Annotated in this window: 37 protein-coding genes and 1 tRNA gene; 35 read left to right on the top strand and 3 right to left on the bottom strand. The window is 65.7% G+C overall.

The genetic code is table 11. The features are described from left to right. The first annotated feature begins 4 nt into the window (after positions 1–4). The 34 genes from NDB2M1_RS00905 to NDB2M1_RS00740 all read left to right on the top strand — a co-directional run bounded on the left by NDB2M1_RS00905 (position 5) and on the right by NDB2M1_RS00740 (position 19410). Positions 5–814, top strand: a complete 810-nt coding sequence (locus NDB2M1_RS00905; RefSeq protein ID WP_072378753.1) for a hypothetical protein — start codon at positions 5–7, stop codon at positions 812–814. 42 nt (positions 815–856) lie between these two features. Continuing rightward, on the top strand, positions 857–1132 hold the full coding sequence (locus NDB2M1_RS00900) for a hypothetical protein (protein WP_072378751.1): 276 nt from the start codon (positions 857–859) through the stop codon (positions 1130–1132). Between the two features lie 30 nt (positions 1133–1162). Beyond that, a complete protein-coding gene (locus NDB2M1_RS00895; RefSeq protein ID WP_171955288.1) occupies positions 1163–2170 on the top strand; it encodes a RecT family recombinase in 1008 nt (335 codons plus the stop codon). A 3-nt stretch (positions 2171–2173) separates the two neighbouring features. Next, on the top strand, positions 2174–2467 hold the full coding sequence (locus NDB2M1_RS00890; protein ID WP_072378746.1) for an acyl carrier protein: 294 nt from the start codon (positions 2174–2176) through the stop codon (positions 2465–2467). Next, positions 2464–2673, top strand: a complete 210-nt coding sequence (locus NDB2M1_RS22840) for a hypothetical protein (protein ID WP_072378745.1) — start codon at positions 2464–2466, stop codon at positions 2671–2673. The genes NDB2M1_RS00890 and NDB2M1_RS22840 overlap by 4 nt, the downstream gene beginning before the upstream one ends. After that, positions 2670–3203 carry a zinc-finger-containing protein gene (locus NDB2M1_RS00875; RefSeq protein ID WP_216233918.1) on the top strand — a complete coding sequence of 178 codons (534 nt, stop codon included), beginning with the start codon at positions 2670–2672 and terminating at the stop codon, positions 3201–3203. The genes NDB2M1_RS22840 and NDB2M1_RS00875 overlap by 4 nt, the downstream gene beginning before the upstream one ends. A 60-nt stretch (positions 3204–3263) precedes the next feature. Then, positions 3264–3494, top strand: coding sequence for a hypothetical protein (locus tag NDB2M1_RS00870; protein WP_072378741.1), 231 nt, complete (start codon positions 3264–3266; stop codon positions 3492–3494). Further along, positions 3491–3991 carry a hypothetical protein gene (locus NDB2M1_RS00865; protein WP_072378739.1) on the top strand — a complete coding sequence of 167 codons (501 nt, stop codon included), beginning with the start codon at positions 3491–3493 and terminating at the stop codon, positions 3989–3991. Before NDB2M1_RS00870 ends, NDB2M1_RS00865 begins: the two co-directional genes overlap by 4 nt. A gap of 2 nt (positions 3992–3993) precedes the next feature. Beyond that, positions 3994–4359, top strand: coding sequence for a hypothetical protein (locus NDB2M1_RS00860; protein WP_072378738.1), 366 nt, complete (start codon positions 3994–3996; stop codon positions 4357–4359). Next, positions 4359–5714 (top strand): DUF4942 domain-containing protein, encoded by a 1356-nt coding sequence (locus NDB2M1_RS00855; RefSeq protein ID WP_072378737.1) that lies wholly within the window; start codon positions 4359–4361, stop codon positions 5712–5714. Before NDB2M1_RS00860 ends, NDB2M1_RS00855 begins: the two co-directional genes overlap by 1 nt. Beyond that, on the top strand, positions 5711–7135 hold the full coding sequence (locus NDB2M1_RS00850; protein ID WP_072378736.1) for a PRTRC system ParB family protein: 1425 nt from the start codon (positions 5711–5713) through the stop codon (positions 7133–7135). The genes NDB2M1_RS00855 and NDB2M1_RS00850 overlap by 4 nt, the downstream gene beginning before the upstream one ends. Next, positions 7132–7590 carry a hypothetical protein gene (locus tag NDB2M1_RS00845; protein WP_072378735.1) on the top strand — a complete coding sequence of 153 codons (459 nt, stop codon included), beginning with the start codon at positions 7132–7134 and terminating at the stop codon, positions 7588–7590. The genes NDB2M1_RS00850 and NDB2M1_RS00845 overlap by 4 nt, the downstream gene beginning before the upstream one ends. Next, positions 7587–7799, top strand: a complete 213-nt coding sequence (locus NDB2M1_RS00840) for a hypothetical protein (protein WP_072378734.1) — start codon at positions 7587–7589, stop codon at positions 7797–7799. Before NDB2M1_RS00845 ends, NDB2M1_RS00840 begins: the two co-directional genes overlap by 4 nt. After that, positions 7799–8218 carry a PRTRC system protein E gene (locus NDB2M1_RS00835; protein WP_072378724.1) on the top strand — a complete coding sequence of 140 codons (420 nt, stop codon included), beginning with the start codon at positions 7799–7801 and terminating at the stop codon, positions 8216–8218. The genes NDB2M1_RS00840 and NDB2M1_RS00835 overlap by 1 nt, the downstream gene beginning before the upstream one ends. A gap of 16 nt (positions 8219–8234) precedes the next feature. Continuing rightward, entirely contained in the window at positions 8235–8444 is a 210-nt protein-coding gene (locus NDB2M1_RS00830) for a PRTRC system protein C (RefSeq protein ID WP_072378722.1), read from the top strand. Further along, the gene (locus NDB2M1_RS21665) at positions 8441–8641 is read left to right on the top strand and encodes a hypothetical protein (RefSeq protein ID WP_083554578.1); all 201 of its coding nucleotides are present in this window, start codon (positions 8441–8443) and stop codon (positions 8639–8641) included. The genes NDB2M1_RS00830 and NDB2M1_RS21665 overlap by 4 nt, the downstream gene beginning before the upstream one ends. Positions 8642–8675: 34 nt before the next feature. Then, a complete protein-coding gene (locus tag NDB2M1_RS00825; protein ID WP_143146573.1) occupies positions 8676–9608 on the top strand; it encodes a hypothetical protein in 933 nt (310 codons plus the stop codon). Beyond that, positions 9605–10414 (top strand): PRTRC system protein B, encoded by an 810-nt coding sequence (locus NDB2M1_RS00820; RefSeq protein ID WP_072378720.1) that lies wholly within the window; start codon positions 9605–9607, stop codon positions 10412–10414. The genes NDB2M1_RS00825 and NDB2M1_RS00820 overlap by 4 nt, the downstream gene beginning before the upstream one ends. Further along, positions 10414–10998, top strand: a complete 585-nt coding sequence (locus tag NDB2M1_RS00815; protein WP_143146572.1) for a hypothetical protein — start codon at positions 10414–10416, stop codon at positions 10996–10998. Before NDB2M1_RS00820 ends, NDB2M1_RS00815 begins: the two co-directional genes overlap by 1 nt. Then, a complete protein-coding gene (locus NDB2M1_RS00810; RefSeq protein ID WP_371328177.1) occupies positions 10995–11651 on the top strand; it encodes a PRTRC system protein A in 657 nt (218 codons plus the stop codon). The genes NDB2M1_RS00815 and NDB2M1_RS00810 overlap by 4 nt, the downstream gene beginning before the upstream one ends. Then, complete coding sequence (locus tag NDB2M1_RS00805) at positions 11641–12441, top strand: PRTRC system ThiF family protein (protein ID WP_072378717.1); 801 nt, start codon at positions 11641–11643, stop codon at positions 12439–12441. The genes NDB2M1_RS00810 and NDB2M1_RS00805 overlap by 11 nt, the downstream gene beginning before the upstream one ends. Beyond that, positions 12438–12659: a DUF3310 domain-containing protein gene (locus NDB2M1_RS00800; RefSeq protein WP_072378715.1), complete on the top strand. Its 222-nt coding sequence runs from the start codon at positions 12438–12440 to the stop codon at positions 12657–12659. The genes NDB2M1_RS00805 and NDB2M1_RS00800 overlap by 4 nt, the downstream gene beginning before the upstream one ends. After that, positions 12646–13332, top strand: coding sequence for an FAD-dependent thymidylate synthase (thyX, locus tag NDB2M1_RS00795; RefSeq protein WP_072378712.1), 687 nt, complete (start codon positions 12646–12648; stop codon positions 13330–13332). The genes NDB2M1_RS00800 and thyX overlap by 14 nt, the downstream gene beginning before the upstream one ends. After that, entirely contained in the window at positions 13325–13777 is a 453-nt protein-coding gene (locus tag NDB2M1_RS00790; RefSeq protein WP_143146571.1) for a hypothetical protein, read from the top strand. Before thyX ends, NDB2M1_RS00790 begins: the two co-directional genes overlap by 8 nt. 2 nt (positions 13778–13779) lie before the next feature. Continuing rightward, positions 13780–14931 carry a DUF5131 family protein gene (locus tag NDB2M1_RS00785; RefSeq protein ID WP_072378708.1) on the top strand — a complete coding sequence of 384 codons (1152 nt, stop codon included), beginning with the start codon at positions 13780–13782 and terminating at the stop codon, positions 14929–14931. Beyond that, the gene (locus tag NDB2M1_RS00780) at positions 14928–15176 is read left to right on the top strand and encodes a hypothetical protein (protein WP_072378706.1); all 249 of its coding nucleotides are present in this window, start codon (positions 14928–14930) and stop codon (positions 15174–15176) included. The genes NDB2M1_RS00785 and NDB2M1_RS00780 overlap by 4 nt, the downstream gene beginning before the upstream one ends. Beyond that, a complete protein-coding gene (locus tag NDB2M1_RS00775; protein ID WP_072378704.1) occupies positions 15169–15528 on the top strand; it encodes a hypothetical protein in 360 nt (119 codons plus the stop codon). The genes NDB2M1_RS00780 and NDB2M1_RS00775 overlap by 8 nt, the downstream gene beginning before the upstream one ends. Continuing rightward, positions 15525–16163 carry a hypothetical protein gene (locus tag NDB2M1_RS00770; protein ID WP_072378702.1) on the top strand — a complete coding sequence of 213 codons (639 nt, stop codon included), beginning with the start codon at positions 15525–15527 and terminating at the stop codon, positions 16161–16163. Before NDB2M1_RS00775 ends, NDB2M1_RS00770 begins: the two co-directional genes overlap by 4 nt. Next, the gene (locus tag NDB2M1_RS00765; protein ID WP_216233917.1) at positions 16160–16555 is read left to right on the top strand and encodes a DUF4326 domain-containing protein; all 396 of its coding nucleotides are present in this window, start codon (positions 16160–16162) and stop codon (positions 16553–16555) included. The genes NDB2M1_RS00770 and NDB2M1_RS00765 overlap by 4 nt, the downstream gene beginning before the upstream one ends. Further along, complete coding sequence (locus NDB2M1_RS00760; RefSeq protein ID WP_072378700.1) at positions 16552–17046, top strand: hypothetical protein; 495 nt, start codon at positions 16552–16554, stop codon at positions 17044–17046. Before NDB2M1_RS00765 ends, NDB2M1_RS00760 begins: the two co-directional genes overlap by 4 nt. Continuing rightward, on the top strand, positions 17039–17290 hold the full coding sequence (locus NDB2M1_RS00755) for a hypothetical protein (protein ID WP_072378698.1): 252 nt from the start codon (positions 17039–17041) through the stop codon (positions 17288–17290). Before NDB2M1_RS00760 ends, NDB2M1_RS00755 begins: the two co-directional genes overlap by 8 nt. After that, on the top strand, positions 17287–17466 hold the full coding sequence (locus NDB2M1_RS00750) for a hypothetical protein (protein WP_072378696.1): 180 nt from the start codon (positions 17287–17289) through the stop codon (positions 17464–17466). The genes NDB2M1_RS00755 and NDB2M1_RS00750 overlap by 4 nt, the downstream gene beginning before the upstream one ends. Next, on the top strand, positions 17463–17927 hold the full coding sequence (locus tag NDB2M1_RS00745) for a hypothetical protein (protein WP_083554576.1): 465 nt from the start codon (positions 17463–17465) through the stop codon (positions 17925–17927). The genes NDB2M1_RS00750 and NDB2M1_RS00745 overlap by 4 nt, the downstream gene beginning before the upstream one ends. 163 nt (positions 17928–18090) lie before the next feature. Then, complete coding sequence (locus NDB2M1_RS00740; protein WP_072378692.1) at positions 18091–19410, top strand: site-specific integrase; 1320 nt, start codon at positions 18091–18093, stop codon at positions 19408–19410. Between the two features lie 38 nt (positions 19411–19448). Here the strand turns inward: NDB2M1_RS00740 and NDB2M1_RS00735 are convergent. After that, positions 19449–19523 (bottom strand) — tRNA-Val (locus NDB2M1_RS00735). A gap of 102 nt (positions 19524–19625) precedes the next feature. After that, positions 19626–20006: a cell cycle two-component system response regulator CpdR gene (gene cpdR / locus NDB2M1_RS00730; RefSeq protein ID WP_054122123.1), complete on the bottom strand. Its 381-nt coding sequence runs from the start codon at positions 20004–20006 to the stop codon at positions 19626–19628. Positions 20007–20247: 241 nt separating this feature from the next. Here cpdR and NDB2M1_RS00725 point away from each other — a divergent pair, with 241 nt between their 5' ends. Continuing rightward, positions 20248–21243: an N-formylglutamate amidohydrolase gene (locus tag NDB2M1_RS00725; protein WP_371328176.1), complete on the top strand. Its 996-nt coding sequence runs from the start codon at positions 20248–20250 to the stop codon at positions 21241–21243. 216 nt (positions 21244–21459) lie between these two features. Here NDB2M1_RS00725 and NDB2M1_RS00720 read toward each other — a convergent pair whose 3' ends face one another. Next, on the bottom strand, positions 21460–22230 hold the full coding sequence (locus NDB2M1_RS00720) for a SapC family protein (RefSeq protein ID WP_072378690.1): 771 nt from the start codon (positions 22228–22230) through the stop codon (positions 21460–21462). Between the last annotated feature and the right edge of the window lie 125 nt (positions 22231–22355).

The following is a 22355-nucleotide window of genomic DNA, read 5'->3' as shown; positions in this document are numbered from 1 at the left end:
TGCCATGGGCATCACTACCGCACGCAAGCTCGATGACGAGGCTCCCGCCCCGGCGCCGCGCGATCACAACAAGCCGCCGCTCGAAGAACTGATCCCGCTCGAATTCCGTGAGCAACTGACCGCGGAGCATCCCGATTTTCTGGTGCTGGTCGACAATCGCTGCGGCGCCGGTGACCGGAACAGCGAGGCCTATCAGACCGGCGAAGCTGACCGCGCGAAGTGCGTCGATCAGGACACCTACGAGCGCTGCGGCAAGCTGGCGAAGAAGCTGCGCGCGATGGAACAGCACGTCGAGGCGACCCACACCGTTGTGAAGGCCCCGTACTTGCAGGGCGGCCGCTTGGTCGATGCCGAGAAGAACGCCCTGCTTGGCCGGATCAAGGCGGCGCGCGACCGGGTGCAGGCTCACATGGACAGCTTCCTTGAGGCCGAGCGCGAAAAGCAGCGGCAGGCGGAGCGGGAGCGGCAGGCAGAACTGCAGCGGCAGGAAGAGGAACGCCGGAAGGCTGCCGAACTGCTGCGCGAGAACGGCATCAGCGCCGACGTTCTCCCCGAGGCGCCGCCGCCGCCCCCGCTCGCCGCGCCTGCACCGCTGGCCGGTCCGGTCCGTACCGACGGCGCAACGATCTCGTCCGGGATCGAATGGCGCTCGCAGGTCACCGACTACGCCAAGGCTTTCAGGAAGGTGAAGGACGACGCTGCAGTGCGCGAGGCAATCGACAAGGCGATCCAGCGGTTCGTGAAGGCCACCAAGGGCCAGGTCGCGATCCCCGGGGTGACCATCACCGACCACGCGCGCGCCAGCGTTCGCTGACCCGCGCCGACGTCCAACCACCGATCAAGTCAGGAAACCGCCATGCAGTACGTCAAGTGCAAGTTCCGCCCGTCCGACACCAAGACCTACACCTATCAGTGGGACGGCGAGCCGCTCCAGAAGGGCGACGTCGTCAAGGTCGCTGATAATCGCGACCCGACCGCATGGAAGCGTGTGTGGGTCGAAGAGGTCACCACCGACGCACCGCCCTTCGCCTGCAAGCCGATCCTCGGGATCTACAACCCCGACGCCGAGCCGCCCGCAGCGCCCGCACCGGTCCCGGCCGAGGACCTGATTAACGGCCCGGCCGATTTCTGAACCCTCTCATTTCAATCGGAGAAAATGAACATGAACGCCCGTTCCCAAGCGATCCAGCGCGCTGATGCGCAGGTCGAAGAAAGCCGCTTGCGCGCGGTTGCTGCGCGCGAAACGCAGCGGCCCAAGCCGATGAGCGCACTGGAATCGCTCGCCGCTCGCCTCGCGCTTGATCCCCAGAAGCTGCAGGACACCTTGGCGAAGACCGCTTTCGCCAGCTGCACCAGCTACGAAGAATTCATGGTCTGCGTGATGGTGGCGAATGAGTACGAGCTCAATCCGCTGACCAAGGAGATCTACGCGTTCCCGAAGCGCGGTGGCGGCGTTGTGCCCATGGTGGCCTACGATGGCTGGATCAAGATCATGAACCGGCACCCGCAGTTCGATGGCATCGAATACGAGCACATCGAGGACGAGACGGGCGAGATCAAGGCAGTCGAGGGGATCATCTACCGGAAGGACCGCACCCGTCCGACCAAGAAGATGGTCTACCTCGACGAGTTCAAGATGAACACCGATCCGTGGAAGCAGAAGCCGCGCCACATGCTCGATGTGCGCTGCACCTGCCAGGCGGTGCGCCTTGCATTCGGGATCACGGCGGGGATCGAAGGTGTCGACGATGCCGACGGCGAAGTGCGGCAGACCACCACCCTCGTCATGCCCACGTTTGCCGGTGCGCTTGATCAGGGCGCCAGCGCTCAGATCATCGACCAGCACAACCCTGACACCGGCGAAGTGCTGCCGCGCGACCCGCAGACCGGCATGACGCAGGTCGACGAGGAAACCGCCCGCGCGCTCGACGCAGGCGAGGGCCGCGAGGATCGCCAGTACGGCGACCAGCACGACGGCACCGCAGACAACGCCGCCGGTGAGGGCCCAACGCTCAGCCAGGCCCTCGAATACCTGCAGGCCGCGCCGACGATCATCGACCTGAACAAGCGCTTCGACGAGGTGAAGGGCTACTTCGTGGACGACGCCTACGCGGCGGTCAGCGACGAGCGCGACGCCCGCGCCAAGGCGCTGCGCGGCGGGAAGGCCTGATCGATGGCCAGCACCGCACTCACCACCGCCGACCGGATCGCCGCCATGATCAAGGAGCACTTCGGTGCTGACCTTCGCGACTTTCCGGAGCCGATGAAGGTCAACCTGATCGCCGATCTCAAGCTCGACAGCCTCGACCTCGTCGAGCTCATCATGGCCATCGAGGAAGAGTTTGGCATCGAGATCAGCGACGACGAGGCCAATCCGTTTGTCAGCGACAACGGCGTCACAGCACCGCACGCGCTGTCCGAGCTTGTCGAGATGATCGACAGCAAGCTGGCGAAGGCTTCCGCATGAGCGCCGGCGCCATCAAGCCGACACCGACGCTGGAAGCTCCGGCCGACTTGATGGCGGCTGCCCGCGCCAATTGCGCCGCCCGGCTCAGGGCGCGGGACAGCGCTGCCGAGGCCGATGCGTTCACGCGCGGCGAGCGGGATCAGTCCTGGGCCATGCGCCACGAGGTCGCCAAGCTGCGGGCGGAGCAGGGGAGGGCGGGCGCGTGAGCAAGCCCTTGGCCTGCCCCGACTGCAGCCGGTCGTTCCGGACACAGGACAGCCTCAACCAGCACGCGACGGACGCGCATGGCGCTGCGCCTGTCTACGGCCCCCTCGACTGCAAGGTCTGCGGTCGGCGCTGCAAGAGCGCGCTGAACCTGAACAAGCACATGGCCAGCCACAACATCGCAAGCCGCCCAGTGGGCCGCCGCCCGTCGCTTGCCGAAATCGACCCGATCTGCATCGAATGCGGCGGCGTCGGCAAGCTGGTGACCGGCGAGGCGATCTATCCGCACCGCCCGGACCTCTACCACAAGAGCTTCTACCGCTGCGCTTGCGGCGCCTATTGCGGCTGCCATCCGAACACCGTCGTGCCGCTTGGCTTTCCGTGTGGTCCCGAGACCCGCCGCGCGCGGAACGCTGCACACGCCAATTTCGATCCGATCTGGAAGTCGGGCCGGATGTCCCGCGCGTCGGCTTACAAGTGGCTGTCCGACAGCCTCAAGATTGCGCCGGGTGACTGTGTCACATCGGCATGATGACCGCCGCGCAGGCGTGGCGTGTCGTCGAGCTTTGCCGGGCGCGGGAGGCCGCGTGATGTGCCGTACCTCCCAAACCCCGGCCACCTGCCGCCCGAATGCGAAATCCTCGACGCCGACGGCCACGTCATCGGTTTCCGCGCGGTCCATGTCCGTCTCTTCAACGGGTGGGACAGCCGCAAGGCCGGGACCAGCCCTTGGCCCTCTCGCGACGGACGTCCTCCAACGAATTGGAGCATCCGCCGCCCGACTCCGCACCCGTTCGACATCAAGGAATTCGACCCGCAATGACTGACATTCTCGATGAAATCCCCGACGGCTATGCGCCGAGCCTCAAGGACGCGGAATGGTTCATCATCCTTTCGCGCGGTGCGTTCGGCTTCCGCTACGGGCCCTATGCCGCCGAGAAGGCGGGCGAAATCCTGAAGCAGTGCACCGACGAGGGCATCCCCTGCTACCTGACCGCCAATTGCGGGACCGAGTTCGATTGGGACATCGCGCGTGACTTCGCGCGCGGCAATCCCGGCGACTGGCGGCTCATGGGCAGCGCGCCGAAGGACGGCACAGAGGTCATGGGCGACTGCTCTGACGTCGAAACCCGCATGGTTTGGTGGGAAAAACTCGAATGCTGGCGCGAGTTACTCCCGGACGGGAGTAGCGTCGGCAAGCCTGTGCACCCCCAGCGCTGGCGCCCGCTGACGGCAGCGGAGCGCCGCCCTGCGACGCCGCACCCGGACCACAACCCTTCCGATGAGTGGTGCACTTGTCCCGATTGTGTGGGGTTCTGAGCATGAACATCAACCACACCTCCGCCGACGCCCTGATCGCCGACGCGATCTGGTGGTTCAAGGGCTTCCGCGCCGCGCAGTCGGCTGATGCCAGCGATCCGACCGACGATCTCGGCAACAGCCTGCGGCGCGTCCGCGAATGGCTCAATCGCCTGCCGCTGGGCGTGTCGCGCCTCCTCGGTACCAGCGAGCGCACATTCGCCTGCGTGATTACCGAGCATGAGCTCGAGGTCATCATCGAAGGACTGATCTGCCACACCAAGGAGGATCGCGACGCTGCGCTCGAAAAGGCGCGCGAGATCCACAAGCAGTTCATCACCGAGTGCAAGGAAGCGACAGCGCGCACCTACGCCGAGGTGCCGTTCTGATGAACGCGATCGCGCTCCCCCTGACCGTGGCCGACATCGTCGCCGAGTACGAGGCGAAGGATGCTGCCATCGCTGGGGAGATCAAGGCGCTGGACGAGGCCTTCACGCGGCTCGACATGGCCGCGACGGTGCAGGGCACCTACGTCGAGCGTGTGGCCCAGCGGCCTTACCTCCATGTCGATACCCTGCGCCGGAACCTGCTCAAGTCGGGCTGGCGCGCGGTCTACCAGCGCCTGCAGATCGATGCGATTGCCAGCGCGAAGGATCGCAAGCTCTTCGAACAGGCGCTGGCGAACCCGCCGCCGCTTACGGTCGAGACGGCCAAGGCCACCTTCGGCGATTACCTGATCCGCCCGCGCTTCCACATCCTGCGCGGATTGGCCGAAGCGTTCTGCGCGCTCGATCCGGCCTACAAGTCGCACAGCCGGGTGCGCATCGGCGTGAAGGGCCTGCCCAAGCGCGTGGTGCTGAACCACTGGGGCGGCTTCTCCAGCACCTATGGCCGCGAACGGTTCGAGGACATGGCCAACGCGCTCGCCGCCTATCGCCGCCAGCCGCCCGTCGAGTGGTGCGAAATGCTCGACATCGACGACCAGCACAAGGCGGGCAGCGATGCCGTGATGAATGGCCGCGTGCTGAAGCGGTATCGCAACGCCGGTCAGGAGGAAGAGTACCACGCCCCGAACCGTGGCCTCACCATCCGCAAGTTCGGCAATGGCAACGCCCATGTCTATTTCGATCGGGACGCGCTGCATGCCGTCAACCGCGCGCTGGCCGAGTTCTACGGCGAAGTGCTGCCCGATGCCGAGCCGGAAGGCGTCAAGCCCAGCAAGGGCACGGCGGTAGCGAAGGACCTGCAGTTCTACTGGTCGCCGCCCGAAGTGATCGAGCGCGCGCTGGCTTTCGCGGGTATCCCTGATCTGCGCCGGTGGCGGCACAATCAGCCAGCGCCGATGAAGGTACTTGAGCCCAGCTGCGGCGATGGCCGTATTCTCGATCTGATCCGCGCCTACGGCCACAAGGGCCTTGGCATCGAGTACCACTCAGGCCGCGCGGGCGAGGCGAAGGCCAAGGGCCACAGCGTGCTCTGGGACAACTTCCTCGATTGCGAGCCGATGCCGTTCGAGGCGGTCGTGATGACCCCGCCGTTCTATGGCCGGCACTACCTGCACCACGTCCGCCACGCCCTGCGCTTCGTCCAGCCGGGCGGCGTCCTCGTGGCCATCCTCCCCGCCACCGCGCGCTACGATCACGGCGAGCTTCAGGGCGAATGGGAAGACCTGCCTGTCGCCAGCTTTGCCGAGGCCGGCACCAACGTCCCCACCACCATGCTCAAGATCAGGAAGCCCGCATGACCACTATCACCGAACAGCAGCGCAAGATTCCGCTGGCCGCCATCAAGCCGGGCGCCAACCCGCGCCGCTATTTCAATCCCGAACGTCACGCCGAACTGGTCGCCTCGATCCGCCGCAATGGTGTGCTTCAGCCGATCCTTGTCCGCCCAAATGAAGGGGCCGATGCGTTCAGCGGAGAGTCGTTCGAACTGGTCGCCGGCGGCCGCCGCTTCCGCGCGGCGGAGGAAGCCTTCGGCGCCGATGGGCTGATCCCCGCGATCATCCGCACCATGACCGATCAGGAAGCGCTCGAGGCGGCGATCGACGAGAATGACGTCCGCGAGGACGCCTCGGAAACCGAACAGGCCGATGCCGCGCTGCGTATCCTCGCCGCGTGCCAGGACGATCGCGCCGAGGCGGCGCGGCGTCTGGGCTGGTCGACCTTCAAGCTTGACCGCCGCCTCGCTCTTGCCGGTCTGTCCGATGCGGTGAAGTCCGCGCTGGACGAACGCCGGATCAAGGTCGGCCATGCCGAGCTGCTCGCCGCCGTGCCGGCCGATAAGCAGAACACGGCACTGCAGACGATCCTCACCTCTGGCATCGATGTCGCGAAAACGCGTGAGCTGCTCCAGCGCGTGACGCAGAACCTCGCCGCGGCGACCTTTGACAAGACCGAATGCGCCGGCTGCGGCTACAACTCCGCCCGCCAGCGCGCGCTGTTCGAGACGCATGTCGATGATGGGCACTGCACCAACGGCGCCTGTTTTGCGCTGAAGGTCGAAGCGGCGGAGAAGGACCGCGCGGCGGCAGAGCCAGTGATTGAACAAGACCCCGGGGATGCTGGGGGCGAAACGGGTTCGGCGGCTGTGTCGGGCGCTGTCAGCTCCAGCATGCCGGATAGTCCGCCTGCTCCACAGCCGGAGCAGGCGGGCGCCCCTGCCGCGCCCGCAAAGCCCGCTGCACCAGCCGCACCCGCCAAGCTCAAGGTCACCGCCGAAGGCCTCCGCACCAAGCTGAAGCCGACGCGCGAACAGGCTTGGCGCAAGGCCGTGGCCGCCGCGATCGCCGAGAGCGCCGATCACGTCCGGATCGCCGATTTTGCCGCAGAGTGTGTGGCCAGCGGCCTGCATGTCAGCTTCGATCAGGTCAGCGATTTGGCGCGCGATCTCGACGTTGATCTTCGCACCACATGGCGCGTCGACGGCGATTTCCTGCACCCGCTCGGCAAGGACGAGCTCAAGTTCATTGCCGAGGAATGCGGCCTGATTGCGCACTTGGGCACGAAGCGGTTCGCGAATGTGCTGGCGGGCAAGACGCACGAGATCATTGCCAGCATGCTCCACGCCACCGGCTTCGATTGGGCCGGGCGCATCCCCAGCTGCATGTCGCTCGATGGCAAGTACGGCGCGCCGCCAGCCGCCGAAGAAGGCGGCGAGGCATGACGAGCAACTATCTCGCCATCGCGCATGAGGCCCGGAAGCTCTCGCTCAAAGGCAAAAGCAACCCGGAAATCAAGGTCGCTCTGAAGTTCAGCTACAGCACCGATGTCGTTCGTGCGGTTGAATGCGCTCGCCTCGACGCTGGGTTTGATGAGCCGCGCTTATCCGACGATGAAACTGCTCTCATTCTGGCTGTAGCAAGGGCCGAGCGCAGCGCTGTCGCTAAGGGTGACGCGCGCGCACCTCAGCTGAAGTACTGCGCGGGTGGCTATTTTTGGCCACGGTCGCGTTCTGCGTATTTGGCCTACAAACGCCTTGGCTCTCACCGAAAGGGCGAAGACCTTCACCGCCCCGGGACCGGCCTTGGCCTGCTCCATCCTTATTCCGGCTACGTCCGCCTGACCCGCGCCGGGTGGGCTTTGGTCCACGCGATCGAAGCAAAGGGAGACGCAGCATGATCTGGCTGCTCATCCTCGCGTTCTGGTTCGGCGGCGCGGTCGCGACTGGCCCGCTTACCTACAAGGTCTGGGGCCAGGACTGCGACAACAAGCCGTGGCTGGTCGCCGCGATCGCCGGCGCGATCTGGCCTGCCCTCATTGGCGAAATCGTCATCGGCCTGATTTGGCCCGCCGCAACCTCCGCACCTTCCGAAGAGGACCCGTCCTGATGCTCATCACCAACCTGTTGCCGCTGCTCGCCCGCTATTCGCTCGGCTTCGATCTCGTCGCCGGGGCTGATGATGTCGTCACGCTCACCGTGATCCCGCGCAAGACCGAAGGCGCCAAGCAGGCGCTGGAACCCGGCGAGGCGCGCCCGATTTCGATCACCGGCACAGCGGCCGAGATCGACGAGCAGCTCGCGCTCGGCGCCGAGGGTGCCCTTGGCCAGATCTTCATCGCGCGCCGCGAACTGGCGGACCAGCTCGCCGAACAGCGCAAGGTCGCTGAGGAAGCCAAAGCCGCCGCAGCCAGCAAGGCCAAGCCCGCCGCGAAGGCAGCACCGGCGCCAACCCCGGCCAAGGCCGCACCGGCGCCCACGCCCGCGCCAGCCGCCCCGGCGGCAGACGAGCCGCTCTCTCTCTACTGATCGTCAGGAGCCACCGATGGAAGTCACCACACTCACCCGCGTCTACCGCTACGACGGCATCGACCTGCCGGTTCCGCCGCATCTCGCCGGCGATGCCGCCGCGCTGCGCGCCTATCACGCCACGCTCTACCCCGCGATCCTGAATGCCGAGGCGGTCGACCTCGGCGTGACCAATGGCGCGCTGGTGACTGAGTACCGCCGCGCCGTCGGCACCAAGGGCCGATGACCGGCGTCCCCCCGCCGCCCCGCAAAACCCTTCTGGAATGGATCGAAACCGATGATGGCGACACGTCCGGCGATGCCCGCCCCGTCTGCAGCGCTTCGCAGCAGGCCCTCCATGCGAACCTCGCCGGCGCGCCAGAAGGCAGCGGGCACGAACCCCTCACGCCGCCAGCCGGGCTGTTCCTCGCGCCGCTTGGGTGATCTGGCGGGCAGGGCGGTTGCGCTGTCGCCGGCGGTGCCTGCCGGGTTCGATGCGCCGCTCAGCCATCATCACAAGATCATCGGCCGTTGGGTGGCACAACAGGCCCCCACCGATCAGCTGTTTGGCCTGAGCGAGGCGCGCCGCTTCATCGAACAGCGCTTTCGGCAGGCCGTGCTCGATATCATCGGCGTCAACACCTTGGCCGATCTGCGCGTCTTCGTCCTTGCTGGCGATGGAGCCGGCCAGCCGCCCGCGCTCGCGATCATCTGCGACAGCGTCGGCCAGATCGACATGGGCTGGATCGAGCTCACCAATGTGCTGGCGAACACGCTCAAGGGCAGCGTTGCCCCGGTGGGCTGGCGCGCCGCCGCCTACGGGGCCTTGCACGATCTCGCCGCCGTCCTGCCGCTGTTCGGCTTCCATGAGATGATGGAAGAGCTGTCCGGCTACTACTGGGATGGCGAGACCGACGACGAAGGCGCTCGCCATGCGCTGGTGACGTTTCACGGCCAGGATCCGGATGACCTCACCCTGCCTTCGCACATCGAGGCGCGCCGCCCGGATTACATGCTGCCGGAGAATGCGGACCCGCTGAAGAAGCTGCCGCCCGCGCTCCGCAGCGCGATCAAGCGCGTGACAGCAGCCGCCGATGCGGTCCGCGCGGTCAAGGAACCGGGCAACGCCTGGCGGTTCGATGGTTACGAGATCCTTGGCTACATGCCTGAGTACGAAGACGCGGCGACGCTCCCAGCGCTCACGCTCGTGCCCTTCGATGTCTACGCGCAGGAGCTGGACGAAATCGCCCAGCACGGCATGGAATACGGGTTTCACAATGTCGCCGGCATCTGCCAGCTGACCGATGCCGCCACGCTTGATCAGTGGTTCGCATCGCTCCGCCTCGGCGCCGAACTGATCGCGGCCGCGCAAGAACTGATCGACCTCGATGTCTCGAAGGTGCGGCCATGAGCGGCGTCGCCGAACTGCGCTCGGCCAGCAACAAGGTCGAGTTCGAGAGCGCCGGCGGCGGTCTCACGCTGACCAATGCGATCCTGCTCTATGGCCCGGAAGGGGCAGGGCGCCCGATGACCGGCGCCGCCTTCGCCAGCCTGCACGGCATCGAGGAGCAGGACGGCAAGCCGGTGATCGCCGCCGGCGCCCCGCTCACCCGCGCGCATGTGCGCAAGTGGGCCTCGCTCCTCGGCAGCGCCGCACCGCCGGAAATCCTGCCCGAAAACGTGCTGGTCTCGCACCCTGACATGCTGGCTTGGTGGATCCCCGAACGCGTCCGCATGGCGCACTTCGCGATCAGCCGCCCGACCGCTGACCTGAAGGTGCTCGACCAGCGCACCACCGTCGCGGTGCCTTATCCGGCGCACCTGCTGATCGCCACGCGCCGCAGCCTCGGCGTCTTCGCGCTTGCGGTGAACAAGCGGCCCACCGCCGAAACCGTGGCCTATCACTCGCCGGTCCTGAACGTGTTTATCAACGGCTCGCTCTGCTGGGGCAACATCGCCAAGCCCAAGGCGCTCGGCATCGCAGCGATGGCGCAATTCGAAGCGGCGGTGTTCGACTCCTGGTCGACGCATCCCAACGCCGGGCAGGATCAGGCGATCACGGGGAAGGGCGGTCTGGTCCGCCTCTGGGACGATCTCGCCGCGCGCAAGGCCAGGACGTTCCCGGTTCGCCGCCTGAAGCCGTTCATGACGACAGTGCGCGGCAAGGCGAAGGGCCAGCCGCTGACGGTGGGCCAGCTGATCGCAGGAGGCGCATGATGCTGGAAACCCGAGAACCCGACGCCCTCCACGAACGCCTCCGCAAGGCGGTGGAGAAGAAGCAATCGTCCTACCTCTGGATCCCGGAGCATTCGATCACTTTCACGCCGCGCTTGCTGCCGGTGATCTGCGGCGATGGCCGCGCGCTGTTCACTTTGACGACGAACAATCAGCGGCCGGCATACTGGATCATCCGGGGCTGCAGCACATGGGGCTGTGGTTACGATCGCGAGGATTCGTCAGGGCCCGACTTTGCCGAGCTCAGCGATGATCTGATGTCGGAACTTGAGGACCACTTCGGGCGCGGTCGTTGCGGTTACTCCGGCAACAGCCTGTTCTATCCGCGCCGGGAACGCATCCAGTGGTGCCAGTGCGAGGAATGCGACGAGAAGCGCTGGAAAGCGCGGTGGCCGATGGTCGACGACGATGGCGGTTGCTTGTGGAGCCGCATGGACTGGCCGGAAGGGTTCCCAACCGTTCGGCACTGGCTGAGTTGGCGAGGCAACCTCTTGGACAATCAGCCGCGCTGGCCTGCTGATGTCGCGGTCCCGCTACGCGCGCTTGATGCGCAGGTGGCAGCATGATGCTCGCCGCCGATCCGACCGCCGCCGCCGTGCTCGAAACGTTCCCTTGCTATCCGGTGCCACCGGCAGGCCGCGCGCCCGCCATCGATGCGCTGCGCGAGGTCCGCGCCGGGCAGGGCTTCATCGTCGGCCGTGACGGCATGATGCTGATCCTGCGCCGGGCGTGGCTCGCGCTCGATTACCGCGTGACCGACGGGCCGGAGTGCTATGCGCCCTATGGATCAGTGGGCCCGGATGCGCTGAGCTTCCGGTGCGGCAACATCCCCGCCGTGCTGTTCACCCAGGTGCTTGAGCACTTTGCGGCGGCGATGCCCAATGAGGCGGCAGCCTTTATCCTCTGGCACGAACAGACGCGGACATTCCGCCTTGAGTTCCCGGAGATCGACGCCGCGACGCCCAGCCGCCTTGTCTACCGCCCGCCTATCCTGGCCGAAGGCTGGCATCTGGTTTGCGACATCCACAGCCACGGTGCGGGCCCGGCGTTCTTCAGCGCGACCGACGATGCCGACGACGCCTACAGCACCAAGATCGCGATCGTGGTCGGAAATTTCGCCACACCTGACAATCTGACCGTCAAGGCGCGCCTGTGCGCCGGGGGCATGTTCCTGACGCTGCCCGGCCTGCCGTTTGAGGAGGCCAGCGATGCAGCCTGAGAACCGTCATTACCTGCCCGCCAAGATGCAGGACCGCGCGCTGAGGGTGCTGCTCATCGGCTGCGGCGGTAACGGCGCGCAGATGCTCATGGGGCTGGCGTCGCTCGATACCGCCCTGCGCGAGATCTCGTCACGCTCGCTTGATGTGACGGTGGTCGACGACGACACCGTCAGCGAGGCGAACCTCGGCCGCCAGCCGTTCTATCGCTGCGACCTCGGCAATTCCAAGGCGCGCACGCTGGTCGAGCGGATCAACATCGCGCACGGGCTGAACTGGCGCGCCGTGCATGGCCGTGCACCCGAGGCCATAGGCGTCGGCGGGCATGATCTGGTGATCACCTGCGTTGATACCGCCACCGCCCGGCGCGCGATCGGCGCGGCGATGCAGCCGGACCCGCAGGATTACAATCACAATCCGCCCGCCTACTGGCTCGATCTCGGCAACCGCTCCACCGATGGCCAGCTCCTGATCGGCCAGCCGGCGCGCAAGTACGACAAGGAAGGCCTCGTCCGCCTGCCCACCGTGCTGGAATACTTCCCCGAGCTCGCGGACGAGACCGTCGTCGAGGACGATGCGCCCAGCTGCTCGGTCGCCGAAGCGCTGGAGCGCCAGAGCCTCTTCATCAACCGCGTCGTCGCCAGCCACGCCCTGGCACTGCTGTTCGAACTGCTCGGCCGCGGTTCGATCGGCCACGCCGGCGCCTTCATTAATCTCGCCAGCGGGCAGGCCGTGCCGATCCCGCTGCCCCCAATCTCGAACCCCACCGCGCAGGAGGCGCAAGCAGCATGAGTAACGTCGATCATCCGGCCCATTACGGCGGCGCAGACAACCCATACGAAGCCATCAAGGTGATCGAGGCATGGGGATTGGGCTTCAATCTGGGCAATGCCGCGAAGTACATCGCGCGATCTGACCGCAAAGGCGCGCCGATCGAGGATCTGGAAAAGGCACGCTGGTACCTCGACCGTGAGATCGAGAACAGGAGGTCGGCCAATGGACCGCGTTGATGTTCTCGATCACGGCTATGTGCGTCTCGTCGACCACATGGGTTCCGACCTGTCAATCGTACGCGCTGCCCGTGTCAGCTACGACGCCGCGTGGCGGGCCGGGGAAGACGATGGAAGCGACGCTCGTTTGATCCGATACTTGTGGCGGAACGCGCACACGACGCCGTTTGAGGCGGTGACGTTCACCTTCGAGGTTCACGCGCCGATCTTCGTATTTCGCCAATGGCATCGTCATCGGACGTGGAGTTTCAACGAACTCAGCGCGCGCTACCGCGAGTTGCCGGAGGAGTTCTACATTCCCGATCCGGGCCTGATCGGCGTGCAATCGACGTCGAGCAAGCAGGCGCGAGATATTGAGTCCAACGAGTTCCTGGCAAGCAGCCGCAAAATCGAGGTCGCTTTGCTCGATGCCGCGTGCCGTACCGCCTTCGAGACGTATCGACAGCTTCTCGAGTATGGCTGGCCGCGCGAACTCGCTCGATCGGTGCTGCCGGTGTCGACCTACTCGACCATGTTCGCGACTGTCGACCTGCTCAACCTGCTCAAGTTCCTGACGCTGCGCACTCACGAGCACGCCCAGCACGAGATCCGCGTCTATGCCGAGGCAATGCGCGAGCTGGCGCGCGGCGTTGCCCCGATAGCACTTTCTGCTTGGGAGAACGCCCGTGCCTGAAGCCACCCCCATCACCGCTATGGACCTGCCCGCTGGCGACTACGCCATCGTCGAGGTGCTCGGCCACCGCACACTGATTGGCCGGGTCGCCGAGATCGAGCGCTTCGGCACGAAGATGCTGCAGATCGAGCCGTTGTTCGGCGATGTCATGCTGGCCCCGGTGCTGGTGGGCGGCGGGAGCCTCTACCAGTTCACCCCCTGCTCTGCAGAGACGGCCTACGCGCGGCGGCCGACACGAACCTATCAGTTGCCGGGCAGCGTTGCTGCGACGATCCCGCCGCTGGCGCTTCCCAACAACAACGAACTGCCGTCGTTCCTGGTCGATACTGACTCCGATGAGGCGACGGGATGTTCTGACGACGCGCTACCGGGCACGGCTGACGACTGGCGTGGAACGGAAGTGCATCCCGACGGGTGCACGTGCCCAGATTGTGTGGGGTACTGACCATGACCGCCAGCAAGATCGAATGGACCGACCGGTCCGATTGGAACCCGATCCGGGGCTGCACTCGCATCTCGCCCGGTTGCGGCGGCCCCGGTGATCACGGCGGCTGCTATGCCGAGGCGATGGCCGCGCGGTTCTCCGATCCCGGCCAGTGGGGCCACGGCTTTGCCGAGCGCACCGCCAAGGGCGGGCGCTGGACCGGCGAGGTGGCGATCCAGTGTGACCGCATCGACCTGCCACTGCGCTGGCGCATACCGGCCAAGATTTTCGCAAGCAGCACCAGCGATTTCTTCCACGCCGCCTTGGAGATGGGCGACGTGGCGCAGTTGTTCGGCGTGATGATCGCGGCCCATCACCTGCGCGGCCATATCTTTCAGGTGCTGACCAAGCGGTCGGACATCATGCTGGCATGGCTGAATGAGCCCGAGTTCTGGGAAATTGCCAACGCGTCAGCAGAGGCGCACGTCATGGAGCGCGTCGATCCGCTCGATCGGCGCAGCGACGACGCCCGCGCCACGCTGGACGACTACGGCCCGAACAACCCGCCGCCCGGTATCTGGCTCGGCGTCAGCGTCGAGGATCAGCAGCGTGCGGATGAGCGGCGCGAGGACCTGCGCAACACCCCGGCATCGGTGAAGTTCGTCAGCTATGAGCCTGCGCTGGGTCCGGTCGACTGGGTAGGGTGGGGGTTCGTCGACCAGATCATCGGTGGTGGCGAAAGCGGCCCGAAGGCGCGGCCTGCGCACCCCAACTGGTTCCGCTACACCCGCGATTGGTGCGCATGGAACCGCGTCGAATACTTCCACAAGCAGAACGGCGAGTGGCTGCCGACCAGTAGCGTCGACATCTATTGCCACGGCCCGGAGCGCAACCAGAGGCAATATCCGAACGCCGAAGGACTATCGATGCTGGCGGATGGTCGCATCTGTTGTCGCGACTTTTCTGTGAAGGAACATGCACGACGGATTGCCGCGGGAGAAGCATGCAACAGTCGAGCGGTCGACGTAGACAAAGCCGCTCTGGACGATTTCTGGGCCACCCTCGATGGTCCGGGACCAGTCAATCCGCTTGGATATCAATGGCTCTATCGCGTCGGCAAGAAGGCCGCAGGCCGCCTTCTCGACGGCGTAGAGCACAACGGAATGCCCGCATGACCTGCGAGCGCGTCATCCTCCCCGGCGGCGGCGCGGCGATCGTCTGCACCACCAGCAAGCGCAAGCGCTGCGCCTGCGGCAAGCGCGCCACGCTCGAGTGCGATTGGAAGGTGCCCAGCCGCCGCAGCGGCACCTGTGACGCGCCGATCTGCGCAAGCTGCACCACATCGCCCGCACCCGAGAAAGACCTCTGCCCGGCCCACGCGGCCGCATACGAACAATGGAAGGAACAGCGCCGTGGCTGAATACGCATCCGATCAGGCGATGGACGACATCGAGGCCCTGCTCACCCTCGCCAACCGCTCCGGCGAATGGAACGCCAATCACGAGCCGATGCTCGACCGCTGGCGCGCAGCGCGCGGCGAGGCGGGCCTCACGCCGTGGCGCTGGTGGGCGAAGGCAGCTGACGATGAAGAATACGCCAACGAGCTCGCGACGCGCGAGGAAGCCATCGCTTGGGCGCGGCGGGAGTACCGGGGAGAGGCGATCACCATCGTGGAAGCGCGGTGCTTTGCCGACGAAATCACCGGGGACGAGATCTGCGAGTTCGCCGAGATGCGGAACCTGGAGCATTTTCCGCCGGAGGATGTGCTGTGAGCCATCTTGCTTCAGCCAACGCTGCGGCTGCCAGCCAGCACACCCGGCTGATCGTCGGCCCCACCATCCTGATGGGCGACGGGCTCTACTTCGATTTCGCGGAACCCAACGCGACCGGTATGACCGTCGAAGACTACGCATGGGGCTTGGTCAGCAACAATCGTTTCCGGGGTCAGACGCGACTGCGGAACAGCGATGGCACGAGCGGACCGCGCTGCCTCTACAACGTCTGCCAGCACGTTGTTTTGCTGGCCGACCAGATGTGGCGCGACGGCCATCCCCTAGAGGCCGTTTATCAGGGCCTGATGCACGAGAGCGATGAAGTGCCTTGGCCTGATTTCGCGGGCCCGGCTAAGCCCCTGATGCATCCGGAGACGCGCGCTCTGGTGAAGCGCAGCGGCGATGCGATTGACCAATGGTTCTGTGTCGGAACCGAGTTCAAGGATCTGGTCAAGCAATACGATATCCGGATGCTTGCGACGGAGAAGCGCGACCTGATGCCGCATGCGGCTGAGAAGTGGTGCTCCATGTCGGGTTATGAGCCTTTCCCCTTCGAGATCACGCCTTGGGATGCCGATTATTCGGTTGAGCGCTTCCTTGCGCTTTACGAGGCGGTCGGAGGGCCGAAGCTGTGATCACCAAAAGCGTACGCCCGATCCGCGTCCAGCTTTCCCGCAAGAAGGGCTGGAGGATGCCGCCGAACACGGTGAGCGTTGCGCGGCCTACCAAGTGGGGCGATCCGCACGACTGGCGCGACTGGCGGGAGCAGTGGCCGTTCGCCTTAGCTCACCCCTACGGATGCGAGATCGACCGCGATACTTGGTGCCGGAACATGGCAGTTGATGCTTTTGAGCAGGACATTCGCGACGGCGAGATCGTACTGCCGTTCGAAGAACTGCGCGGCAAGAATTTGGCCTGCTGGTGCAAGCTGGGCGGCCACAAGTCCTGTCATGCTGACATTCTGCTTGAATTGGCAAACCCGCATACCGCTGTGCACCACGGCAACGTCGACGAGGTGGCGGCATGACGAGCTACACCACCTGCATCAACTGCGCCGCCGACAAGCAGGCCTGCGAACGCCGGAACGCGGTTCGCGCTGCCATCAAGGGCGCACACATCACGTCGGTCAAGTTCCGGTGCACCGACCGGCAGTCAATGTTTCACCCCGGCCAGCGCGTGGGGATCACATGGACGGCGGGCAACGGCGACTATGAGCTCGACGAAACGTGGCCCGGCACCGTGATCAGGGAAAGCGGCACGCGCTTCCTGATCGCCATCGATGATGTGCCGAGCGACGAAGGAACCCCGGCGCGCAGCTACATCCGCAACGAGCGTCTGTTCGTGAAGGTGTCGCCATCGCGGCTGCAACTCCTGGACGAGCCGGATCGGCGCATCTGCAAGTTCTGCGAACGCGCTCCCGCTACAGGCGATGCGTGCATTGATCGCGACACTGACATTTGGTCGTTCAACAGCGGGTTTCCGCTTGGGTGCATGTTGAAGGAGGCTGCCGATGCGTAAGCCTCTCTCCATCCCCTGCATCATCGACGGCTGCCGTCGCTCCATCGGCCACGCAGCGGCGCTCAAGCGCTGGGGCTACGTGCCCAGCGAGTACATCTGTCAGGCGCACTGGTCGCGCTTGCCCAAGAGGCAGCGGCAGGTCTGGGCGCGCCACCAGAGACTCGAGCGCAAGTTCGGCGTCGCGCCGAAACCGGAGGCTTCGCGCCGGGTGTGGAGCGCGCTTTGCAGGAGGGCCGGGCTATGACCGAGCGCTTCATCGCCTGCGGCAAGGAAGTCCTGCGCGACGGCGAGCACTTCGCCGACATGCGCTCGCCCGGCGCGGCGACTGCTGCGGCGCTGCTGTTCAACCGCGGCGTCCTGATCTGCCAGAACGTGGACGAGGCCGAATTTGCGCTGGTGCGTGAGGAGTTGTGGGGATGAGCTTTGCCGAGAACACCACCGTCGCGGTCGAGCGGTCGATCTCCGAAATCGTCACCCTCGTGAAGCGCGCCGGGGCCAGCCAGATCGGCCAGATGGACGAAGAGGCCTTCTACGCGATCCAGTTCACGCTGGGTGACCGCATGATCCGCTTCCGGCTGCCGTGGCCGAAGCTGGACAGCGTGCCGACACACAACGGGCGCAATCAGGCGCTGACCCGGCAGCAGCGCCTGGACAAGCTCGAGCAGGTCAAGCGGTCGAAGGCGCGCGCGCTGTTGCTGGTGATCAAGGCCAAGCTCGAAAGCGTCGAGAGCGGCATAGAGACGCTGGAACAGGCGTTCCTTGCCAACGTCGTCCTGCATGGCGGTCAAACGGTCTATGACCGCATCGCAGAGCCGATTGCGCTTGAGTATCAGACGGGCAGGCCGACCGTCGCTGGATTGCTGGCGGGGCCAAGCGCATGAGCACGCCCCAGGATCTGGTCAACCTAGACCGCAAGGTAAGCCGCGCCCTCAGTGCGGGCCGGGGCATCAAGCTTTCGGCTGAGGAGTTGGAACTTCTCGCCGGGCTCGGCATGATCGAACAGCTCGCCGATTCGAAGGCGAAGGCATTGAAGGAACAGGCGCGGTGTCGGCAGTTAAGGGTGGTGTCTACCAGCGAGGGCCATTCTGGCTCGACTACGTCCGGGGCGCCGACGGCCAGCCCGCCAGCGATCGCTGGTACATCTGGTGGTACGACGCCGACGCAGGGCGCCAGCAACGGCGAAGCACGCGCACGTCAGATGTTCGGGTAGCTTGCGACAAGCTCGACGCGCATTACCTCGCCACACATCGGCCGACGCCAGCCGATCAGGCGGTCTACAGCGTTCACGATGCGCTGACCGACTACTACATCGAGCACGGCCAGAACCTGCCCAGCGCGGAACCGATCCGAGCCCGGTTCAAGCTGCTGACCCGGTTCCTCGAAATCGAGCGCGCCGCCGGGCGCGTACTGTCTCCCCTGCTGCCCGACCATGTCGACGACCAGCTGCTCGAGCGGTTCCGTGCTTGGGGAATTGCCGATCCCATCGTTGCCCGACGGAAGGACGCCGATGGCAACTGGGTAGACGGCAAGTCCCGCGCGCGCAGCGCTTCAACGGTCGAGGAATCGGTGATCCAGCTGAAGGCCGCGCTCAATCATGCCTTCAAGGCGCGCCGTGTTCGCTACGTGCCGCCGCTGCGCCACAAGACGCGCGACCAGGTGACGCCGGAGCGGTCCTATCGCCTCAGCCTCAATACGCTGAGCGAGCTGCTTGACTACAGCCTGCGCGGGGCAGGGAACTATGCCGGGCACAGCGATCGTCTTGTGCCGCTGCGGCGCTACCTGATCGGCGCGATCTGCACGCTCGGACGGCCGGACGCGGTGCTGGACATGAACGTCCTGCCCACGCGCGGCCAGTGGATGCCAGCCGAAGGCCTGTTTGCGCTGAACCCGGCGGATCGGCCGCAGACGCCCAAGCGCCGGCCCGTCATGCCGGTCGTGCCGCTCCTGCGCTCATGGCTCGAATCGACCGACGAGTGGTTCGTCTGCACTGAGCGCACACGCTTTGATGCCAAGCAGAAAATCGACGTCGTCGAGCAGCATGGCGTGTCCGGCATTCGCAGTGCCTGGGATGGGGCCTGCGAGCGGTTCAAGATCCCGGCAGGTTGGGGGCCGAAGCTGATCCGCCATTCGATGGCGACGATTCTTGCCAACCGCGGCGTCGATTTGATCCAGCTGGAGATCGCGCTCGGCCATCGCGTGCTCAGCAAGACATCTGGCAAGTATGCCATCTTCGGGCCGGACTATCTGAGCAGCGTCAAGGCCGGGATCGAGGACGTGATTGCGGACCTGACAAAGGCCGCAGGACCGGCACTTCACGCAAAAGTCACCCAAAAAACGGCGGACGTCGCTGTGCTGCGGGCATGAAAAAACCCCGCAAAAGCGAGGTTTTTCAAGGGCTTCGATGGTGGGCGTAGCAAGGATTGAACTTGCGACCCCTACGATGTCAACATAGTGCTCTACCACTGAGCTATACGCCCGCACCATCAAGCTTCCGCGGCGGCCAGCGCGGCGGGAGAGGCAGCCCATTAGCGCCGGGCGGCTGGGCTTGCAAGGGGGGTTTTTAGGCCTCCCGTATCTCTTCAGCGCAAGTTGCCCGTCATCGGCGAATCCGAGAAGACACGTTCCACTTCGAGCACGAGATCGCGCAAGTGGAAGGGCTTCGACAGCACGCGCGCGCTGGGCGCCTCCCGGTTGGCCTTGAGCGTGACGGCGGCAAAGCCGGTGATGAACATGACCTTGGTCGCCGGGCTGATCTCGGCGCAGCGCTGGGCAAGTTCGATGCCGTCCATTTCCGGCATGACGATGTCCGAGAGCAGCAGATCGAAATGCTGGCTTTCCAGCAGCGGCACGGCATCGGTGCCCCGATCGACCGACACCACTTCGTAACCGGCGTTTTCAAGGGCCCGGGCGAGATAGGTGCGCATTGCTTCTTCGTCTTCGGCGAGGAGGATTCGAATCATGGTCACCTTCAAAGTCTTGCCGGTTTGCCTGGTTATCGTGCCCGCGGGGCCGATGCAGACACTGCCCCTGGGGCGATGGCCTACACCTGGGCAGGTTAACATTCCGTCCAGACCGGGTGCTAGGGGACAAACGCAGTGGCAGCGCCATACTCGCTGAACAGTCCTGTGGCAGCTACTTATGCGTGCCTTGCGCCCCACGGAGCACTTTGACATGCGCGCCAAAGCCCGGCAGCTTTCGTCGATGGATCGACTCTTCCTGTCCGGGGGCGAATCGCCTGCGCGCGGCAGCACTGCGAGCTTCAGCGGCGGCATGACCCGCAGCGGCGGGCGTGTGCCCGGGCTGGAGGGGGCGGCTGCGTTCACCGTCTGGCAGCACGATCCCTCACCGGTGCCGGTGGTGATCGCGGTGCCGCATGCCGGGCGCAGCTATCCGTCCGAACTGATCTCCCGCATGCGCCAGCCGGCCTACAGTGCGCCGCGGCTGGAGGACCGGCTGGTCGATCTTGTCGGCAAGGCGGTGGCCGAGCGGACCGGGGCCGCGTTGCTGGTGGCCCATGCCCCGCGCGCGATGATCGATCTCAACCGCGCGAGCGACGATGTCGATTGGGACATGGTCGGCGGCGGCGCGCCTGATGCGAGTTCTGCACCCGCCAGCCCGTCATCCGGGCGCCGCGCGCGGAGCGGGCTGGGCCTCGTGCCGCGGCGGCTGCCTGGCCTTGGCGAGCTGTGGAAGTGGCCGATCGCGCCTGATGATCTCGCCGCGCGGATCGATGGGGTGCACGTGCCCTATCACGCGGCACTCGCGGCCTTGCTCGACAGCGTGCGGGCACGGTGGGGGGCGGCGCTGCTGATCGACCTTCATTCGATGCCGCCGCTGCCCGCACGGGCCGGCGAGCCTGCCGCAGAGTTCGTGCTGGGCGACCGGTTCGGTGCAGCCTGCGACGGCGCGCTGGTGGCCGAGGCCTTTGCCGCACTGGGTCAGGCGCGGCGGCTGACCGCGCACAACCGGCCCTATGCCGGCGGCTATGTGCTGGAACGGCACGCGCGGCGGAAGGATGGAATCCATTGTCTCCAGCTGGAAATCGACCGGCGGACCTACCTTGATCCGGCGATGGCGGAGCCGGGACCGGGACTCGCCGCGACCGTCGACGTGGTGACCGCTTTGGTCCAGCGCATGGCGATTGCCGTCGCAGACCTTGGCCGCGAGCGCGGCCGTTGGCGCGCGGCTGCCGAGTAAGCTCTTGAGATCATGAAAAAACCACCTGGAGCAGTGCTCCAGGTGGCCAAGGTTCAGGGAGGAGGTGCACCAAGTGCACCCGCCGCGCCGGGCCATGAGGGGAGCACCGTCGCGACTTACGGAAGATAGGTGGTGCCTCCCGCCAAGGCAAGGCCTTTTGGCGTCCGATCTGGCGGGAGTTTATGCCGACCCTATCTGATTGGTATTACGATGTTATCAGAACGCCGGAAGCGGCGGGGTCGGGCCGACGCCCTGCTCCACCTGCTTGCCGAAGATCACGCTCATCAGATCGAGCGAGAACACGTGCGCGTAGACCAGCGGCAGCAGGCCGCTCTGCGCCCAGCCGCGCAGGACATCGCCGCGCATATCGCGCAGCTTTTCCTGGTTCACCATCTGGAAGCCGCGGTAGACGAAGGGCTGCTCGACGCCGGTCTGCTGGATCGCGGCTTCGCCGTCCATGAGCAGGTCGTGCTTGGTCAGTTCCTCGACAAAGGCCTGCGTGCGCTGGCCGGCCTGTTCGAACTGCTCGCAGAACTGCAGCACGTTGCGGGTCGCTTCCGAGGGTTCTTCACCGGTGAACAGCGGCTCACCATCCTCGAAATCGCCGAGCAGATTCGTCGAAGCGTCGAAGCACAGCGACAGGTCGGTGGTGTCCGGCGTCAGCTTGGCAAGGAGGAAGGGGTAGCGGCGGGCATAGGCCGGAACGTAGGTGTTCGGGGCCACATTGCCCTCGGCGTCGACGAACACGTTGATGCCTTCGTTGAGGCCCATCAGCGCCAGCGGCACCGGGTTTTCGCCCGAGGCGAAGATGATCGGGAAGTGGCGTGCGGCCTGCGGGAATTCCTCGACCGTCAGCGGGATCGCATGCTGGCCGATCATCCAGGTCGCCTTGTCGGCGGCGCGCGCCTTCCAGTTCGCGTGATCGCGAAGATTCAGCGGCGCGAGATCGTTGTAAAACAAGGGCAGGGACTGCGGCGCGCTCGCCATGGTATTCTCTCCGTCAGACTGGTTGCCATGCACGCGCCAAAACCGGCGGGATTGCGGCGGGAGCGCGCCGTTTAGGGATTGTACCGGGGCTGCGCAAGGCCGGCTGCAACGCGGCTGTCACACAG

The organism is Novosphingobium sp. NDB2Meth1 (genome assembly GCF_900117425.1).
GTDB lineage: Bacteria > Pseudomonadota > Alphaproteobacteria > Sphingomonadales > Sphingomonadaceae > Novosphingobium.
This window is presented reverse-complemented; position numbering and strand designations above follow the sequence as displayed.

Coding starts and splice junctions, on each gene's coding strand:
- NDB2M1_RS00760 (WP_072378700.1), top strand. CDS start 16,552: ATGACGAGCTACACCACCTGCATCAACTGCGCCGCCGACAAGCAGGCC.
- NDB2M1_RS00755 (WP_072378698.1), top strand. CDS start 17,039: ATGCGTAAGCCTCTCTCCATCCCCTGCATCATCGACGGCTGCCGTCGC.
- NDB2M1_RS00810 (WP_371328177.1), top strand. CDS start 10,995: ATGATGCTCGCCGCCGATCCGACCGCCGCCGCCGTGCTCGAAACGTTC.
- NDB2M1_RS00750 (WP_072378696.1), top strand. CDS start 17,287: ATGACCGAGCGCTTCATCGCCTGCGGCAAGGAAGTCCTGCGCGACGGC.
- NDB2M1_RS00780 (WP_072378706.1), top strand. CDS start 14,928: ATGACCTGCGAGCGCGTCATCCTCCCCGGCGGCGGCGCGGCGATCGTC.
- cpdR (WP_054122123.1), bottom strand. CDS start 20,006: ATGATTCGAATCCTCCTCGCCGAAGACGAAGAAGCAATGCGCACCTAT.
- thyX (WP_072378712.1), top strand. CDS start 12,646: ATGGACCGCGTTGATGTTCTCGATCACGGCTATGTGCGTCTCGTCGAC.
- NDB2M1_RS22840 (WP_072378745.1), top strand. CDS start 2,464: ATGAGCGCCGGCGCCATCAAGCCGACACCGACGCTGGAAGCTCCGGCC.
- NDB2M1_RS00895 (WP_171955288.1), top strand. CDS start 1,163: ATGAACGCCCGTTCCCAAGCGATCCAGCGCGCTGATGCGCAGGTCGAA.
- NDB2M1_RS21665 (WP_083554578.1), top strand. CDS start 8,441: ATGACCGGCGTCCCCCCGCCGCCCCGCAAAACCCTTCTGGAATGGATC.
- NDB2M1_RS00830 (WP_072378722.1), top strand. CDS start 8,235: ATGGAAGTCACCACACTCACCCGCGTCTACCGCTACGACGGCATCGAC.
- NDB2M1_RS00815 (WP_143146572.1), top strand. CDS start 10,414: ATGCTGGAAACCCGAGAACCCGACGCCCTCCACGAACGCCTCCGCAAG.
- NDB2M1_RS00820 (WP_072378720.1), top strand. CDS start 9,605: ATGAGCGGCGTCGCCGAACTGCGCTCGGCCAGCAACAAGGTCGAGTTC.
- NDB2M1_RS00745 (WP_083554576.1), top strand. CDS start 17,463: ATGAGCTTTGCCGAGAACACCACCGTCGCGGTCGAGCGGTCGATCTCC.
- NDB2M1_RS00850 (WP_072378736.1), top strand. CDS start 5,711: ATGACCACTATCACCGAACAGCAGCGCAAGATTCCGCTGGCCGCCATC.
- NDB2M1_RS00785 (WP_072378708.1), top strand. CDS start 13,780: ATGACCGCCAGCAAGATCGAATGGACCGACCGGTCCGATTGGAACCCG.
- NDB2M1_RS00720 (WP_072378690.1), bottom strand. CDS start 22,230: ATGGCGAGCGCGCCGCAGTCCCTGCCCTTGTTTTACAACGATCTCGCG.
- NDB2M1_RS00725 (WP_371328176.1), top strand. CDS start 20,248: ATGGATCGACTCTTCCTGTCCGGGGGCGAATCGCCTGCGCGCGGCAGC.
- NDB2M1_RS00835 (WP_072378724.1), top strand. CDS start 7,799: ATGCTCATCACCAACCTGTTGCCGCTGCTCGCCCGCTATTCGCTCGGC.
- NDB2M1_RS00840 (WP_072378734.1), top strand. CDS start 7,587: ATGATCTGGCTGCTCATCCTCGCGTTCTGGTTCGGCGGCGCGGTCGCG.
- NDB2M1_RS00800 (WP_072378715.1), top strand. CDS start 12,438: ATGAGTAACGTCGATCATCCGGCCCATTACGGCGGCGCAGACAACCCA.
- NDB2M1_RS00865 (WP_072378739.1), top strand. CDS start 3,491: ATGACTGACATTCTCGATGAAATCCCCGACGGCTATGCGCCGAGCCTC.
- NDB2M1_RS00890 (WP_072378746.1), top strand. CDS start 2,174: ATGGCCAGCACCGCACTCACCACCGCCGACCGGATCGCCGCCATGATC.
- NDB2M1_RS00855 (WP_072378737.1), top strand. CDS start 4,359: ATGAACGCGATCGCGCTCCCCCTGACCGTGGCCGACATCGTCGCCGAG.
- NDB2M1_RS00900 (WP_072378751.1), top strand. CDS start 857: ATGCAGTACGTCAAGTGCAAGTTCCGCCCGTCCGACACCAAGACCTAC.
- NDB2M1_RS00845 (WP_072378735.1), top strand. CDS start 7,132: ATGACGAGCAACTATCTCGCCATCGCGCATGAGGCCCGGAAGCTCTCG.
- NDB2M1_RS00805 (WP_072378717.1), top strand. CDS start 11,641: ATGCAGCCTGAGAACCGTCATTACCTGCCCGCCAAGATGCAGGACCGC.
- NDB2M1_RS00905 (WP_072378753.1), top strand. CDS start 5: ATGGGCATCACTACCGCACGCAAGCTCGATGACGAGGCTCCCGCCCCG.
- NDB2M1_RS00860 (WP_072378738.1), top strand. CDS start 3,994: ATGAACATCAACCACACCTCCGCCGACGCCCTGATCGCCGACGCGATC.